Annotated in this window: 14 protein-coding genes; 4 read left to right on the forward strand and 10 right to left on the reverse strand. The window is 70.8% G+C overall.

The window, feature by feature from the left end; all coding sequences use genetic code 11:
- Nucleotides 1-2: 2 nt before the first annotated feature.
- Nucleotides 3-959, forward strand: a complete 957-nt coding sequence (locus tag ACFU97_RS28255) for a LysR family transcriptional regulator (RefSeq protein WP_384261880.1) — start codon at nucleotides 3-5, stop codon at nucleotides 957-959.
- A gap of 51 nt (nucleotides 960-1,010) precedes the next feature.
- Here the strand turns inward: ACFU97_RS28255 and ACFU97_RS28260 are convergent, their stop codons facing one another.
- From ACFU97_RS28260 to ACFU97_RS28270, 3 genes are read right to left on the reverse strand one after another with little or no spacing between them, the layout of a single operon-like run.
- Complete coding sequence (locus ACFU97_RS28260) at nucleotides 1,011-2,108, reverse strand: winged helix DNA-binding domain-containing protein (RefSeq protein WP_384261884.1); 1,098 nt, start codon at nucleotides 2,106-2,108, stop codon at nucleotides 1,011-1,013.
- Between the two features lie 45 nt (nucleotides 2,109-2,153).
- The gene (locus ACFU97_RS28265) at nucleotides 2,154-2,543 is read right to left on the reverse strand and encodes an ester cyclase (RefSeq protein ID WP_384261887.1); all 390 of its coding nucleotides are present in this window, start codon (nucleotides 2,541-2,543) and stop codon (nucleotides 2,154-2,156) included.
- A gap of 25 nt (nucleotides 2,544-2,568) precedes the next feature.
- On the reverse strand, nucleotides 2,569-3,150 hold the full coding sequence (locus tag ACFU97_RS28270; protein ID WP_384261890.1) for a TetR/AcrR family transcriptional regulator: 582 nt from the start codon (nucleotides 3,148-3,150) through the stop codon (nucleotides 2,569-2,571).
- A gap of 138 nt (nucleotides 3,151-3,288) precedes the next feature.
- Between ACFU97_RS28270 and ACFU97_RS28275 the strand changes: the two genes are divergently transcribed.
- Entirely contained in the window at nucleotides 3,289-4,026 is a 738-nt protein-coding gene (locus ACFU97_RS28275; RefSeq protein ID WP_384261893.1) for an SDR family oxidoreductase, read from the forward strand.
- Between the two features lie 169 nt (nucleotides 4,027-4,195).
- On the opposite strand, the gene ACFU97_RS28280 is transcribed toward ACFU97_RS28275, so the two are convergent.
- A complete protein-coding gene (locus ACFU97_RS28280) occupies nucleotides 4,196-4,513 on the reverse strand; it encodes a hypothetical protein (protein ID WP_384261896.1) in 318 nt (105 codons plus the stop codon).
- A 196-nt stretch (nucleotides 4,514-4,709) separates the two neighbouring features.
- Between ACFU97_RS28280 and ACFU97_RS28285 the strand changes: the two genes are divergently transcribed.
- Together ACFU97_RS28285 and ACFU97_RS28290 are read left to right on the forward strand one after the other, a co-directional pair.
- On the forward strand, nucleotides 4,710-5,732 hold the full coding sequence (locus ACFU97_RS28285) for a serine hydrolase domain-containing protein (protein WP_384261898.1): 1,023 nt from the start codon (nucleotides 4,710-4,712) through the stop codon (nucleotides 5,730-5,732).
- 3 nt (nucleotides 5,733-5,735) lie between these two features.
- Nucleotides 5,736-6,098 (forward strand): hypothetical protein, encoded by a 363-nt coding sequence (locus tag ACFU97_RS28290; protein WP_384261901.1) that lies wholly within the window; start codon nucleotides 5,736-5,738, stop codon nucleotides 6,096-6,098.
- Here ACFU97_RS28290 and ACFU97_RS28295 read toward each other — a convergent pair.
- From ACFU97_RS28295 to ACFU97_RS28320, 6 genes are all read right to left on the reverse strand, one after another.
- A complete protein-coding gene (locus ACFU97_RS28295) occupies nucleotides 6,092-6,802 on the reverse strand; it encodes an HdeD family acid-resistance protein (RefSeq protein WP_384261904.1) in 711 nt (236 codons plus the stop codon). The genes ACFU97_RS28290 and ACFU97_RS28295 overlap by 7 nt on opposite strands.
- A 285-nt stretch (nucleotides 6,803-7,087) precedes the next feature.
- Nucleotides 7,088-8,758 (reverse strand): bifunctional 3-(3-hydroxy-phenyl)propionate/3-hydroxycinnamic acid hydroxylase, encoded by a 1,671-nt coding sequence (locus ACFU97_RS28300; RefSeq protein ID WP_384261907.1) that lies wholly within the window; start codon nucleotides 8,756-8,758, stop codon nucleotides 7,088-7,090.
- Nucleotides 8,755-9,906 (reverse strand): VOC family protein, encoded by a 1,152-nt coding sequence (locus ACFU97_RS28305; RefSeq protein WP_384261910.1) that lies wholly within the window; start codon nucleotides 9,904-9,906, stop codon nucleotides 8,755-8,757. The genes ACFU97_RS28300 and ACFU97_RS28305 overlap by 4 nt, the downstream gene beginning before the upstream one ends.
- A gap of 90 nt (nucleotides 9,907-9,996) precedes the next feature.
- The gene (locus ACFU97_RS28310) at nucleotides 9,997-11,763 is read right to left on the reverse strand and encodes an FAD-dependent monooxygenase (RefSeq protein ID WP_384261913.1); all 1,767 of its coding nucleotides are present in this window, start codon (nucleotides 11,761-11,763) and stop codon (nucleotides 9,997-9,999) included.
- A 439-nt stretch (nucleotides 11,764-12,202) separates the two neighbouring features.
- Nucleotides 12,203-12,553, reverse strand: a complete 351-nt coding sequence (locus ACFU97_RS28315; protein WP_384261916.1) for a DoxX family protein — start codon at nucleotides 12,551-12,553, stop codon at nucleotides 12,203-12,205.
- Nucleotides 12,550-14,487 carry an acyl-CoA synthetase gene (locus ACFU97_RS28320; protein ID WP_384261919.1) on the reverse strand — a complete coding sequence of 646 codons (1,938 nt, stop codon included), beginning with the start codon at nucleotides 14,485-14,487 and terminating at the stop codon, nucleotides 12,550-12,552. The genes ACFU97_RS28315 and ACFU97_RS28320 overlap by 4 nt, the downstream gene beginning before the upstream one ends.
- Between the last annotated feature and the right edge of the window lie 87 nt (nucleotides 14,488-14,574).

The following is a 14,574-nucleotide window of genomic DNA, read 5'->3' on the forward strand; positions in this document are numbered from 1 at the left end:
TCTTGATAGGGAGTCTTTTCACCACTGATAATCCGGAGATGGACCATGCCGACCTCAGCCTGATCGAGGCGCTGGACGCGCTCCTCGCCGAAAACAGCGTGACGAAGGCGGCGGAACGCCTGCACACCTCACCCCCTGCGATGAGTCGCGCCCTGGCTCGGCTGCGCCGCGCCTTCGACGACCCGCTCCTCGTGCGCGCCGGGCGCGACCTCGTGCCCACACCCCGCGCTCTGGAACTGCGCGGGGAGGTGCACGCCGTGGCCGCGAGGGCGCGAGCACTGTTCGCACCGTCCGGCACCGCCGATCCCAGCACCGCCGTGCGCACCTTCGACCTGCAGGTGAACGACATGCTGTCCACCACCTTCATCCCGCCTCTCCTCGATGACCTACGGGCCCAGGCGCCCGGCATCTCGCTGCGCCTGCGGCCGGAGACGATCGAGGACACTCCTGCCCTGCGTGAAGGGCTGGTCGATCTCGAGATCGGGCTCGTGCACCCGCGAGACCCGGAGATCCACTCGGAAACGCTCCTCACGGAGACGCTGATCGGCGTCGTACGGCCCGACCATCCACTGGCGAGGGCGAAGACCGTCACGCCGCGGCGGTTCGCCGGGACCGATCACATCGTCGTGTCACGGCGGGGCCGGGCTCATGGACCGATCGACGAACGGCTCGCCGAACTGGGCCTGAGCCGCCGTGTGGTCGCCGTGGTCCCCAGTGTCGCGACGGCGCTGTTCCTGGCCCGCCAGACCGACGTCGTCAGCGTGGCTCCGGCAGGACTGGGACGGCCGATGCTGGAGACACTCGGCCTGCGCACCTTCACGATCCCTCTGGAACTGCCGCACCTGACGATCGGCATGGCATGGCACCCCCGCAACCACCATGACCGCACGCACCAGTTGCTGCGCGAGCGCACCCGCCACATCATGACCAGCGGCGTCGATAGCGCCGGGCAGAGGTGATCGGATGTAGTCGGAGCCGACCGTGGGCCGGGCTCCATGAACTGCGGTCACCTATCGATCCGTTGCCGCCCGATGCGCGGCGAGTTGCAGGAAGCGGGCGACGGCTTCCTTTTCGAGATCCAGTCCCGACTGGATCCGAGGAGGTACGGGCTCGAACGGCTCCACCTGGACGGAGCTGGCGCCGGAGCCACGGGTCCACGTGGCGATGGCCAGGCCGTCGGCGACGACCGTGGGCCGGATGATGCCGCCTCCCGGCCAGACACGGGCCTGGTGTGCCGCGGGAACGGAGACTTGGCGGGTACGGTGGCCGAGCAGGTAGTTGTCGTAGGCGGGCAGCATGCGGACGTCCGGGGTGTGCGACGCATCGGCCGGCTCCTCCGTCCACCCGCTGAGCACGGTCGACGATCCGTACTCGGTGATCACGCCGGATTGCGCCAGCGTCCTCCACGCCCTGCGACCCCAGGAGACCGGCAGCCCGGACCAGGCGGCGAAATCCTCCAGGTCGGCCGGGGCGTGCGCCGCCAAGTAGCGGCGCGCCAGCTCCGCGAGGGCGGCCTCTTCCTCCAGCGCGACGTCATCGGTCGGGGGCAGCCAGTCCTCGACCAGTACATACGTGGCTTCGCCGGCCCGTAGCGCGCCGTGGCAGAGGACGCCGGTGAGTGCGGCGTGGCGGATCAGGTGGAAGGGCGCCTGCCCGTCCGGCTGGACCCCGAGGGTGGTGAGGTGCTCGGTCAACTCGGCCCGGCTGAGCGGGCCGTGCGTGCTCAGCGCGCGGCGGATGAGACGGTCGGCGCGCCGGCGCAGGTCTTCGTCCAGGCCGAGCTGCTGGTAGCGGCGGCCGGTGGCGGTGAGGATCCGGGGGGCGAGCAGGCGCAGAACCCATCGGGCGTCGTCGCAGGGGATGGTGTGCAGGGTGCCGCGCATGTACCAGCCGCGGACGATGGTGCGGTCCCGCTCGTACGCCGTGCGGACAGCACGGGCGGTGATGTCGCGCCCACGTGCCCGGATACCCAGATCGGCGGCAGTGACGTCCTGGGCCTGCACGGCAAAGACCCGCCGGACGACCGCTTCGGCGGACGTCTCCCGCACCCCGTCGGCCAGGGCCTGTGCGCGGGCCCGCAGCCTGCGGACGCTTTCGTGGTCGGACATCGAACTCCTGCACCTTGTGATCGGGTCTGGTCAGGACATGGCCGATCAACCCTGGCTCAGCTGTTGGGAGACGGCGGCGCGATCGATGACGGACAGGACCTCCGCGATGCGCCCCTCGCTGAATCGGTAGAAGACGTGTTCAGCGAAGGAGATCTGCCGTCCGTTCGGCTGGAAGCCCAGGAATTCCTTGATCGGCGTGCAGTCGAAAACGATGCGGCTTGCCACCCAGTTCTGGTTGGTGACGATGTTTCGTGCATCGAAGAAGAGGTCGGGGGTGGCGGCGATGTCCGCGGCGATCATTTCCTGATACTCGAGGCGGGTCATGGCTTGCCCGTTGTACTTCAGATCGTCCTGCACGTAGTGCACCATGTCGTCGAGCCGTCGTTCGTTCAGGGCGTCGAGGTATGCCCTGTAGCGGGACTCCAGGTCTGTCATCCCTCAACCTCCGTTCGGGTACGTGCTATTCGACGGTTCGGCATACCTTCAGGCCGTCGAGGGTGAGGTCGAGCAGCCGTTCCGCCTGCTGCCGTTGCTCGGGGCTCGCCGATGTGAGGGCGATGCCTTCGAGAGCCGCGCCGATGTCGGCAGGAGTGATATCGGTGCGGATCGTCCCGGCGGCCACGCACGCGTCCATGAGAACGCCCAGGGCGGACCGGATCATCTCCCGGCTGTTGCCGTACGGGTTGCTGCCTGTCGCGGCGATCGCGCGCAGGGCGTCGATCATGCCGTACTTGGTCGTCACGTAATCCATGAAAAGACGCGTCCATGCGCGCAGGGCCTCAAAGGGTGGCTTCGTGGTCAGCAACGCCGGTGCGGCGTCGCACAGTTGGGCCACCTCGTTGCGGTACACGGCCTCGACGAGTGCTTCGCGGGTGGGGAAGTTGCGGTACAGCGTGGCGCTGCCCACCCCTGCCTCCTTGGCGATGCGTTCCAAGTGGGCGTCGAGCCCCTCGACTGCGAATATCTGCACCGCGGCCTTGAGGATCTTCTCCCGGTTACGTCGTGCGTCCGCCCGCAACGGCCGTTCCGCTCCCTCCGTCATCAGTGGCCTGCCGTTCCTTCCCAGACTCTCGAGCTTGCAAGTGGAGGCGTCCCCACTTAGCCTCGGTAAACGGAGCCGCCCCCACTTACTGTACGGGGCCGCCCGCCGACCTGCACACCTCTTACGGAAGGTCCCGTCATGTCAGGCATCGAGGGCAAGGTCATCGCACTCACCGGCGCCAGCAGCGGCATCGGGGAGGCGACGGCGTCCCACCTCGCCTCCCAAGGGGCGCGAATGGTCCTCGGGGCCAGACGGCAGGACCGGTTGACCGCGGTGGTGGACCGCATCACGGCCCAGGGCGGCTCGGCGGTCGGCGTCGTCGTCGATGTGACGCGCCGCGAAGACCTCAAACGGCTGACAGATGCGGCCGTCGACCGTTTCGGCCGGCTCGATGTGCTGGTATCCAACGCCGGCACGATGGCGGTCTCGCCGTTCGACGAGCTGCGCCAGGACGACTGGGACGCCATGGTCGCCACTCATGTCACCGGCCTGCTGAACGGCATCGGAGCGGCACTGCCCGTTTTCCGGCGGCAGCGCTCCGGGCAGTTCGTCAACGTCGCCTCCACCGCGGCCTACATCGTGAAGTCCCCGCAGGCCGTCTATGCGGCCACCAAGACGGCGGTGAAGGTGCTGACCGAAGGGTTGCGGCAGGAAGCCGGCCCCGACCTGCGTGTCTCGCTCATCTCCCCGGGCTTCACCCACACCGAAGGCGTGGGCAAGGGGGCGAGCCCCGAGGTCGCGGCGGCGATGGCCCGGCAGCGCGACGAGATCGCCATGCCGCCCTCCGCCATCGCCTCCGCGATCGGCTACGCCATCGCACAGCCCGACGGCATCGACGTCAGCGAGATCGTCGTCCGCCCCACCGCCCAAGCCTGACCGCAGTGAGCCAGGACGCTCGGGGTCCTGCCGACGGGTTGAAAGACCTGAACTCGCGATGCGCCTCTGCCAGCGGAGCCCTATCGCGGGCGGAAGTCGCGGGGTGCGCCGCCGTGTTGGGGTATGCGCGGCCGTTGCGGGTCTGCCCGGCCTGGCTGCCGTGAGGAGGTCAACGCGTCAGGCGTTCCATCAGGGTTTGCCAGGCGTCGCCGAGGAAGTCGTAGGCCTCCGCCGCTTCGTTCGCGTCGGTCTCGGGGCGCGACAGGTAGAGCAGGAGCGGGCCCTCAAGGGCGGCGGTGAGCTGGATCGCGATGAGGCGTTCGACGGGCTCGGCGCCGGGGCCAAGAGGCAGTGGCCCGGCCATCACCTGTTCCTGGAACCGCCGCTCGTCCGCGTCGAGCAGCGCCCGGAAGATGCCGGCCCGGGTGCCGAAGTGACGGAAGACCGTGTCCTTGCCGAGGCAGGCGCGCTCGGCGAGCCCGTCCATGGTGACTTTTCCACGCCTTGCTCCGCGAGCATCTCGCGGGCGGTTCTCAGCAGGTGCTCGCGGTTGCGCACCGCGTCGGCGCGCTCGCATCGGCACAGGCCCCAGCTACTGACTTCGTGCGGACGTACGGAGTCACGGACCAGGCTTTGTTCGCTGTCACGAATCGGTGCGGCGCGTGCGCCCCTACGTTCACGGCATGACGAAACTCGACCGGATACGAACCTGGTGGGAAGAGCGACTGCCCGCACTGCTCGCCGAGTACGACGTTCCGGGTGCGGCGGTCGCCATGGACCTGGGCGGGGAGGTCGCCGACCACGGCGCGGGGGTGCTGAACCTGTCGACCGGGGTGGAGGTGGACGCCGACACACTGTTCCAGATCGGTTCCGTCACCAAGGTGTGGACCGCGACGCTGGTGATGCAGCTCGTCGACGAAGGCCTGGTCGAGCTCGACGCGCCGGTACGCAGCCGTCTGCCGGAGTTCCGCATCGCCGACGAGTCCGCGGCGTCGGTCATCACCGTCCGGCAACCGCTCAGCCACACCGCCGGGTTCGAGGGCGACATCTTCACGGACACGGGCAAGGACGACGACTGCGTGGAGAAGTACGTCGCCACCCTGAACGACGTCCCTCAACTCTTCCCACCGGGGCACCTGTTCTCCTACAACAACGCGGGCTACTGCGTGCTCGGCCGGCTGGTCGAGGTGGTGCGCGGCAAGCCCTTCGGTGCCTGGCTGCGCGACCACCTGTTCACCCCGCTCGGTCTCACCCATGCGGCACACGGAGCGGACGAGGCGATCCTCCACCGGGCCGCGGTCGGACATCTGCCGCCGTCTCCCGGTGAGCCCCTGCAGCCCGCGCCCGTATGGTCCATCGCCCCCTCGAACTCGCCCGCGGGCTCGCTGCTCGCGATGCGCCCGCGCGACCTGCTGGCCTTCGCCCGGATGCACCTCAACGACGGCACGGCCGGCAACGGCACGGTGGTACTGAGCGAGGCCACGGCCAAGGCCATGCGCGAGCGGGAGGCGGAGCTGCCCCGCCTGGGCGTGATGGGTGACGCCTGGGGTCTGGGCTGGGAGATCTTCGACGGTGGAAGCACCGGGTTGATCGGGCAGGACGGGACCACCATCGGCCAGTCCGCCTTCCTCAGGCTGGTGCCCGAACACGACCTGGTCGTCGTCCTGTTGACCAACGGCGGCAACACCCTCGGCCTCTACCGCTAGGTCGTGGGCCACATGCTGCGGGAACTGGCGGACGTAGACCTTCCGGCGATGCCGGTGCCGCCCGCCGACCCGCAGCCCGTCGACGTCGGCCGCTTCCTGGGCACGTACAGCTCCCGGATGTTCGACAACACCGTCACCCAGGACGACGAGGGCCGAGTCCGGGTCACCTGCGTCCCCAAGGGGCTCGCCGCCGACATGGGCATGGAGACCACGACGGTCGAGCTGGTCGCCTTCGACGGCGACACGCTGATCGCCAAGGAGGAGGAGCACGGCTTCCACCAGCCGTACGCCTTCGTGGGTGGCGCGCCCGACGGTCCCGCGCAGTTCCTGCACACCGGCGGGGCGGACCGCCGTTCCGCTCAGTGACGCCCCGGGCCGGCGGTCTGCCTCGGCCCGCTCGACCTTCCGCTGGAGACACCATGAAGTGCGCAGGGACGACGACGATCGCGATGGCCGGGGCGCTGACGCTCGCACTGACCGCGTGCAGCGGTGGCGGCACCAGCACGTCCGGCCGGCCCGTCGACGGCGGGACGTTCACCTACGCCGAGGACGATGGCCACGATCGCCGTGACAAGGGTGAGCGCGGCGATCGAGGTGAACGGCGAGACGATCAGCACGATGCCCGCCAGCATGCCGATGATTCCGGAAAACAGCATCCATCCTCGGGCCGGCATGGCGTCGGCGGAGGCCGCCGTCGCCGTCACCATGGTGCCCCGCAGCAGCCAGCCGAAGCCGATCCACAATGCGAGCAGCAGAATCGACTCCAGGGTGCGCCGGAAGCAGATCAGTCCGAGCAGGAGGGAGAGTGCGCCCGTGAGGAAGTGCAGGGCCCGAAGATGGCCGGGGATGTGCGAGCCGAAGGCGGCGGCCAGCTCGAAGACGCCGACGACCCGCAGCGTCTCTTCCGGCCAGGCAAGGATCACGAAGCCCAGGGCGATGGCCGCCAGGCCTGTGGTGAGCAGGATCTGCCAGCCCAGATTCGCGAAGGCACCCAGGCGTTCGGCGGTGGTGTCCGACGGCTCGGTTCGGGGCGGAGAGCCGGTGCCTGAGGGATCAGAGTGAGACGTCATGGCGTTTCCTCCTCCTAGGAAACCGCATGGTCGGGGCAGCACACAGTCGTCGTCACGCCGCCTGGGCGGTTTCGCCCAGGGCCATCTGACCCAGTTCCACCTGGGGAGTGGAGACGGCGGAGAGGGTGGCCTTCGGCGCGGACGCCGGTTTCCGGCGCCCGCCCGGGAACAGTCATCACCGGCAGGTGAATGCCTTTCTGGTCGTTGCCGATCTGGACCACCGGTGTACACGACCCCGTATCTGAGGGGATCGCGGGTTCCTTCGCCGTGCGGATCCAGCCGCCGTCATGCCATTTCCGTGGCCACGGTTGCGGCGTCCTGTGCCGCACGGTCGCCGCTGCACAGCATGGGCGCCCAGGCCGCCGCGGCGGCCGCCAGATCGTCGCCGCACGTGTTGCCGGGGCGTGGCCGGGCTGCGGTGGCGAGGACGACACGGTCGGGGCGGAGCAGGACGGCAGCCGCACTGCCCATCCACCGCACCAGGGCGCCGGTGCCCGGATCGCCGCGGTGCGCGGCGCCCCCCGTGCCGGGCTGTGGTCGCTGGGGGTCGTGCAGGCGGATGACGCGGGCGTCCAGCGCTCGCACCAGCGCGTGCAGGGCCGGGCTCAGCGGTGCGGTGGTCAGGAGCGCAAAATCCGTGCCCAGCAGGTCGTCCAGCGGGTGGGGCACGCCGTCAGAGTCGGGGACCAGGGGCTGGGGGCACAGCGTCCCGGGGCGCGGGTGGCCAAGGCGGCGGAAACCAACGAGGGGGCCCGGTCTCAGCGGTGGGCTGACGGCGGACAGGACGAGACGGGAGGCGCCGGGCAGCCGGGAGAGGCCGGGCAGGACAGTCTTGCGGGCCACTGCGGTGCCCGTTCCGCCACCGGTCATGACAGCCCCGACGGCCGCGGCGGTGCGGATCAACTGCTGTGCGTGGCGGCGGCGTTCGACCTGGTAGCTGTCGAGCAGGTTCTCGCTCGCGCGGCCGGTGAGGACGTGGGCGAGCTTCCAGGCGAGATTGTGGGCGTCGCGGATGCCCGCGCCCATTCCTTGACCTATGAAGGGCGGGGTGAGGTGGGCGGCGTCACCGAGCAGGAACACGCGGCCGGTGCGCCAGCGGTCGGCGACCTGGGCGCGGAAGGTGTAGCAGGCGGTACGCAGGACGTGCAGGTCGTCCTCGGGGATGCCCGGCGTCCAGGGCGCGATCAACGCGAGCAGACGCCTTCGGTCGGTGACCGGCTGCGGCTGCTCACCGGTGCGCAGGCGGAACTCCCAGCGGTAGCGGTCCTCGCCCACGCGCATGAAGGTGGCCGCCCGTTGGGGATCGCAGATCTGGTGAACGCCGTTCCAGGCGGGCAGCTCAAGGCGGCAGCGGATGTCGACGACCAGCCACTGCTGGGCGGTGGCCAGGTCCTGCATCCGGGCGCCGATGCAGGCGCGGACCAGGCTGCCGGCGCCGTCGCATCCCAGGACGGCATCGGCCAGGAGCGTGCGTGAGACGCCGCTGTCCTCGTCGTGGAAGGTGACCTCCACCGGTGCCCCGCCGTGCGGGGGTAGCGTCACGTCGGTGACCTCGACGCCTCCGCGCAGCGTGACTGCCGGATGCCCTCTTAGGTTGTCCCGAAGCAGCTGTTCCAGTTCAGGCTGGTCAAACATGTTGGCCTGGGGGAAGCCATGATGCCCGCGCGGGTTGTCACGCTGGAACTCGGCGAGCACCCGGTGGGCGCCGTCCAGCAGCCGCATGCCGCGGGCCGGACGGGAGATCGCGCTGAACGCCTCATCGATGCCCACGGCCTGGAGGATGCGGTGGACCTCGTCGTCAAGGTGGACCGCGCGCGGCAGCGGATACGGCGCGCGGTGACGTTCCAGAACCAGGGCGGGCACGCCGTGGAGGGCGAGAAGGGTCGCGGCGGTCAGCCCGGTGGGTCCGGCACCGATCACCACAACGGGTACATGCTCGGGGCCGGTGGCGGTCACTTGCTCAGGGCTTTCATCAGGCCCACCAGCCGGGCTCGGTCGACTTCGTTGTCCTCGCGCAGTGCGGAAAACGCCTGGAGGAGCGCGCCCGGAGAGGGGGTGGTGCCGAGGAAGTCGCGGGTGGCGGGCGGGCCCCACTGGGCCAGGCCGGAGGCGGACATCGCGGCCCAGCCGGGTTCCAGCGTGCTGTCGAAGACGTCGCCGTCGGCGTAGTGCTCCAGCATGAAGCGGTCGGGGTCACGCCAGTAGTCGAAGATCTGGCTGCCCTGGATGTGCCGGCCGATGCCCCAGGAGTGGTGGTAGCCGCGCTCTCGCAGGTACTCGCCGCCGGCGGCGAGCGTGTCGAGGTCGGCGACCTGATAGGCGGAGTGGACATACCCCGTGTCGGGGCCGAGATGCATGGCCAGGGTGTGGTGGTCGGCGGGTTCGTCGCCGCGGTCGCAGCGGATGAAGGCCATGGTGGGGCCGCGGTCGCGCTGCCCGTCCAGATAGAGGAAGTCGCTGACGATCAGGCCGAGGTGCTGCAGGTACCAGTCCAGGGCCCGCCGGAAGACCCGGGTGGAGAGCACGACGTGGCCCAAGCGCTGTACCTGGGAGGGTTTGCGGGGCGGGCGCTGGGTGGCGTTGATGCGGACGGCCGCGGTGGTGGTGCCCGTGTTGAGGATCAGGGGCTGTCGCAGCGGTCGCGCGGGCTGCTCGGTGACGCCGTGCACGACACGGACCGGGATGCCGGAAGGGTCGAGCAGGTCCACGGCGCGGCCCCCGCCGTACTCGGTGAGGGCGCGGACCTTGTGGCCGGTGGCGCGTGCCAGCCGGTCGAGGTCGGCGGCGTCGGCGGCCTGGAAGGCGGGGCCGATGAACCGGGAAGCGGGGCCGCGGCGGATCACCAAGCAGTGCGGTCCTGCCATGGCACCCCCTAGACAGAGGGTGTCATCGGTACGCGCAGCGGTGGTGAAGCCGAAGTCGTGGGCGAAGGTCTCGGCCCGGTCCAGGTCAGGCTTGGTGAACTCCAGCCAGGCCAGGTCGACCACCTTGATGACGGGCTGAGCGGCTCGGCCGGGGTGCTCTCCGCGCAGGGCGCCCTGCGGGCTGTGCAGACCCTGATGGGCGTCGGCAGTAGGGACGGGGATGGATGTCGAGTCGTTCACGGGGGATTCCTTCCTGTGGCCTCCACGACCTGTCGCGATGGCGCGGCGGGTGCCGCGGAGTGCCGGAGGCGAGGCGCGGGTGAGCGGTTCCTACCGTGCGAGCAGGGTGTCCAGTGCGGTGGTGAGTTCGGCGACCGGGTCGGTGGCCGGGCCGTTGGCGCGCCAGCCGACGAAGCGGTCCGGGCGCACCAGGACGGCGCCTTGCGGTGTGTGACCTCGGGCGGCGGTCCAGGTGGAGCGCAGGTCGCGGTAGTCGCCGTCGACATGTCCGACCCGGACCGCGTCCACCGGTAGCCCGCACCCGGCGGCGATCTTCTCGGCGGCTTCGCACCAGGCCTGACCGTCCTCTCCCGCGATCAGCATCAGGCGGCCGGGGCGCACAAGGCGGGCCAGGGCCACGCGACGGCCGTCGAGGTCCTCCAGCCAGGCGTGAGGCAGCGGGTGTCCGGGGCGGGCGGCGGGCTGGTAGACGCGGACCGGGTCGGGGTTCTCGGGTGCGGGAGTGCCGTCGGGGACGACGGCCGCGGAGTCATACGTGTAGCCGAACTCGACGCCCAGTTCGTTGAACTCCATGGACTGGGCGGCCACGGCAGCGAGGAAGGTGCGGCGGAAGTCGGCGTCGGCGGGATCCTCGCTCCACAGGCGGCGGGCCTGGCGCCAGTTCTCCTCTTGGCCTGCCTGAGGCCCGCCTCCGAAGAGGGCGTTGATGGCGATGTGGTTCATGGCGTTCTCCAGCGAGCGCTGGACGTTGGTGGCGTCCGCCGGGCGCCGTTCGGTCTCGTAGGTGTCGAGCAGGGCGTCGCCTGCATGGCCGTTCAGGACGACGGCGAGCTTCCAGGTGAGGTTCTGCACGTCGTGCATGGCGGAGGTCAGGCCGAGGCCGCCGGTGGGCGGGTGGCGGTGGGCGGCGTCGCCGGCGATCAGGACGCGGCCGACGCGGTAGCGGTCGGCGACCACGCCTTCCAGTGTCCAGCGGGAGATCATGTGGACCGTCAGGTCCTCCTCGCTCAGGCCCAGTCCCGTGCGCAGGTCGGCCAGGACGGACTTGTCGTCCAGCGCGCGGCCGTCATCGGGCCCGTAGTTGAGGTGGAAGACCCATTCCTCGGATTCGGGCCCCCAGTTCTCGGGGCCCATGGGCACGAGAACGCCGGGGATTCCGAGGTCGGGGAGCCACAGCCAGCGGATCAGCACCTCCGGGTCGTGCGCCCAGCGGGACAGGTCGGCGGAGATGTGGAAGGAGACCACGCGGGCGAGGTCGCGCACGCCCTCCTGGACGATGCCCAGTGCGGGTCCGACGGTGCGGCCGCCGTCGCAGCCCAGCAGGTATCGGGCCCGCACCCGGTAGGTCTCACCTGTGTCGCGGTCGGCGACGGTGGCGGTGACGCCCTCGTCGTCCTGGGCGAGTCCGGTCAGCTCGTGGTGGAAGCGGACCCGGCCGGGCGCGAGTTCCTCGGCGCGGGCGCGCAGGACTGGCTCGAGGCGGATCTGGGGCAGGTTGGCCTGTCGCTCGGGGCTGGCCGCGAGCCACTCGGGTGAGCGGCCGCCGGCTCCCCATGCCTCCATCCTGGCGACCCGGCGGCCGTAGTCCTCGTGGTCGCCGGCCAGGCCGACGTACCAGGCGGTGTGGGACATCTGCTCGGCCGGAGTGGAGGCGGCGTAGATGGTGTCGGCCACGCCGGTGTCGCGCATGACCTCCATGGCGCGCTGGTTGATTACGTGGGCCTTGGGAAGGGCGGAGGTGCTGGGCCAGGCAGTGACCAGCAGGGAATCTATGCCCATGCGGCTGAGCAGCATGGAGGCGGTGAGTCCCGCACCGCCTCCGCCGACGATGAGGACGGGGACGTCGATGTCGTTCATTGGGTACTCCATGGGGTGTCACGGCTCGGGGCCATGGGGTGGGGACGGCTCAGGGAGCGGCGGGGGAACAGCGCCAAGAGCGCTGGCCGGTCGATTGATCGAGGCGGGGTGCGTGCCGGTCCCGTTCGCGGGTTGAGCGAGCGGCGGCGCGTACGGTCCGGACAGCACGGAGAGCTGATGGAGACCGGCAGTGCCGAATGAGAGGGCGCTCCGGGCCTGGGCGGCCAAGGCGGTGGAAACGCAGTGGGCGCCGTACGAAAGGAAGGCGGCCTGCGGCGGCGCTGAGCGTGGAAGCCGTGCTACCTCGGCCACACATGGAGGTGCGGGACGGCAGATGCTGGCGTATGTCGATACGGCTCATCGTGATGCTCCTCGGGTCCCGGGCGGCGGCTGGGCGGTCACGACGACATGCCAGCCGGCCATCAAGGCGTGTGATCGGCTAGCCGCCGACCAGCAGCACGAGATGGGCGCCGGCCAGGGCACCCACGATGACGGCCTGCAGGCAGCGGGGCGCCGGATCGCCGCTGCGCAGGTGGACGACGACGGCTCCGGCCATGAGCAGGACCAGGCCCGTCGATGCGGCGGCCCCGAGCGCGGTGATCCGCAGGCCAAGCAACAGACCGGCAGCTGCCCCCACCTCCAGAGCCCCCAGCAGGCGGTAGTGGGCGGTGGTCATGCCGACGTGGGCTGCGGCCTCGCGCATCGCGGGGACTGGCGCGAGCTTGGCCGACCCGAGCACGAGGAAGACCCCGGCGAGAAGAACGGCGAGGACGATGGCGGGGGCGCTCATGGGGTTACTCCCTCAGGTGGCTTGCTCGGGGCGTACTGCCAGTGCAGGACGTACCGGTCGAGAGCTGCGGTGACCCTGCGTCGTACCGCCTCGTCGGCAAGGGCGGGCACCGTGACGCGGACACCGCCGTCGTGCGGCCGGCACAGGATGCGCTCGGGCTCGCAGTCGGCGCCCTGGGCGACCAGTTCGGCGTAGACCGCGCGGCGGGTGGCGTCCAGGCGCAGGCCGAGCTTGTAGGGCTTGCCGACGGCGGTCAGTGGGATGGCGTCGACCACGCACACCTCGCGCGGGACGGCGGCGCGCTCGGGGACCCGCTCGGTGGCCCAGGCGAGCAGTTCGGCGGGGCCGGTCTGGGCGTGGACGGCCAGGGTGACGTAGGCGACGGGCACCTCGCCGGCATGCGGGTCGGGACGGCCGACCGCCGCGGCGGCGGTGACCTCGGGGTGGGTGAGGAGGGCGTCCTCGATCGCGGCCGGGTCGATGTTGTGACCGCCCCGGATGATCAGGTCCTTGGCGCGGCCGGCGAGATGGATGAAGCCGTCGGCGTCGATGCGGGCCAGGTCGCCCGTGTCCAGCCAGCCGTCGCGGATCTTCCCGGCGCTCTCCAGGCGCGGCCCCTGGGCGGTGTGCTCGGCGACGTACCCGGCGAAGAGGACCGGGCCGCTGACGGCGAGCACCCCGGTGGCACCCGGCGCCAGGTCGTGCCACTCGCCGGTGTCCGGGTCGATCCGCACCGTCTTGACCCGCTGGTAGGGCAGGCGCCGCCCGACACTGCCGGGACGGGTGTGACCGGGCACGCCGAGGGCGGAGGCGCAGGTCGCCTCGGTCAGCCCGTAACCCTCGCACAGCGGAATGCCGGTGTGCTCCTCGAAGGACTCCCGTACGGCGGGCGGCAGCGGCGAGGCGCCGACGGCGGCGAACCGCAGGCTGGAGATGTCCGCGTCCACGGGGACATGAGCGAGGACGGAGTAGACGGTGGGCACGCCGGACATGGTGGCGATGCGGTAGTGCTCCACCAGCTTCCAGAACACCGAATACAGCTCGGGATCCCGGTAGCCCAGCGGCCCGGCCCACACCACTCCCCGGCCGCGCAGCAGCGGGCTGAGCAGGGTGACGATCAGGGCGTTGACATGGAACAGCGGCAGCGCCGCGAACATCACCGAGTCCTCGTCGAGAGGAATGCTCGCCGCCACCATCCAGGCGTCGACGACCTCGTTGGTGTGCGTGTGCGCGGCAAGCTTGGGAGTGCCGGTGGTGCCGCCGGTGTGGAAGTAGGCAGCCAGGTCGTCGGCAGCCGGGGGTTCGATGTCCACCAGCCGGTCGGCGGGATGGGACGCGGCCAGCTCCGTGAGGTAGCCGACGCGTACGCCCTCGATGGGGTCCAGAGCGGGGGTGGGCCCGTCGGCCGAGGTGGGGGCCAGGGCCAGCAGTGCGTCCAGCCGCAAGGCCGCGGCGACCTGCCGGGCCGTGGCCCACACCTGCGCATCCAGCTGCGGACCGGCGGCGATGAGCACCCGCGCGCCGCCGCGCCGCAGCAGTTGTTCGACGTGCTCGGACGCCAGGCCCGGATTCACCGGGGCGGCGATCCCCGCGGCCTGTGCTGCCAGCAGGGCGGCGGGCAGCTCCGCGGTGTTCGGCGCGAGCAGGCCCACGGCGGCCCGGCGGGTGACGCCGAGTGAGCGCAGCAGGTTGGCCGTGCGGTGCACCTGGTCGCGTAGCTGCGCGAAGGTGGCAGTGGCGGGACGCAGGAAACGCGCGGCGTCGGGCAGCACCGTCAGGGCCGGGCGGTCGGGCCACAGGCGGGCGGCGCGCAGTACGGTGTCGTAGGTGGTGGCGGGCAGGCCGCGCTCATGCAGCGGAACAGCCTCGATGGCGGACAGGTCCGTGATGCTGTCGGGGGCGGGCCACAGCAGGTCGGTGGGTGTAAGTGTCACCGGTGCGCCTTTGCAAGGTGAGGGATGGGGTCAAGTGGTCGGCCCGGTACGGGGATGCCGATCCGGCCGGTCCCGGGCGGGGTCCCG

It is taken from the genome of Streptomyces sp. NPDC057616, assembly GCF_042800575.1.
GTDB lineage: Bacteria > Actinomycetota > Actinomycetes > Streptomycetales > Streptomycetaceae > Streptomyces.

Excerpts from the sequence above, each read along its gene's own strand:
- ACFU97_RS28310 (WP_384261913.1), bottom strand. The coding sequence starts at position 11,763 with ATGAACGACATCGACGTCCCCGTCCTCATCGTCGGCGGAGGCGGTGCG.
- ACFU97_RS28285 (WP_384261898.1), top strand. The coding sequence starts at position 4,710 with ATGACGAAACTCGACCGGATACGAACCTGGTGGGAAGAGCGACTGCCC.
- ACFU97_RS28295 (WP_384261904.1), bottom strand. The coding sequence starts at position 6,802 with ATGACGTCTCACTCTGATCCCTCAGGCACCGGCTCTCCGCCCCGAACC.
- ACFU97_RS28265 (WP_384261887.1), bottom strand. The coding sequence starts at position 2,543 with ATGACAGACCTGGAGTCCCGCTACAGGGCATACCTCGACGCCCTGAAC.
- ACFU97_RS28315 (WP_384261916.1), bottom strand. The coding sequence starts at position 12,553 with ATGAGCGCCCCCGCCATCGTCCTCGCCGTTCTTCTCGCCGGGGTCTTC.
- ACFU97_RS28270 (WP_384261890.1), bottom strand. The coding sequence starts at position 3,150 with ATGACGGAGGGAGCGGAACGGCCGTTGCGGGCGGACGCACGACGTAAC.
- ACFU97_RS28260 (WP_384261884.1), bottom strand. The coding sequence starts at position 2,108 with ATGTCCGACCACGAAAGCGTCCGCAGGCTGCGGGCCCGCGCACAGGCC.
- ACFU97_RS28280 (WP_384261896.1), bottom strand. The coding sequence starts at position 4,513 with ATGGACGGGCTCGCCGAGCGCGCCTGCCTCGGCAAGGACACGGTCTTC.
- ACFU97_RS28275 (WP_384261893.1), top strand. The coding sequence starts at position 3,289 with ATGTCAGGCATCGAGGGCAAGGTCATCGCACTCACCGGCGCCAGCAGC.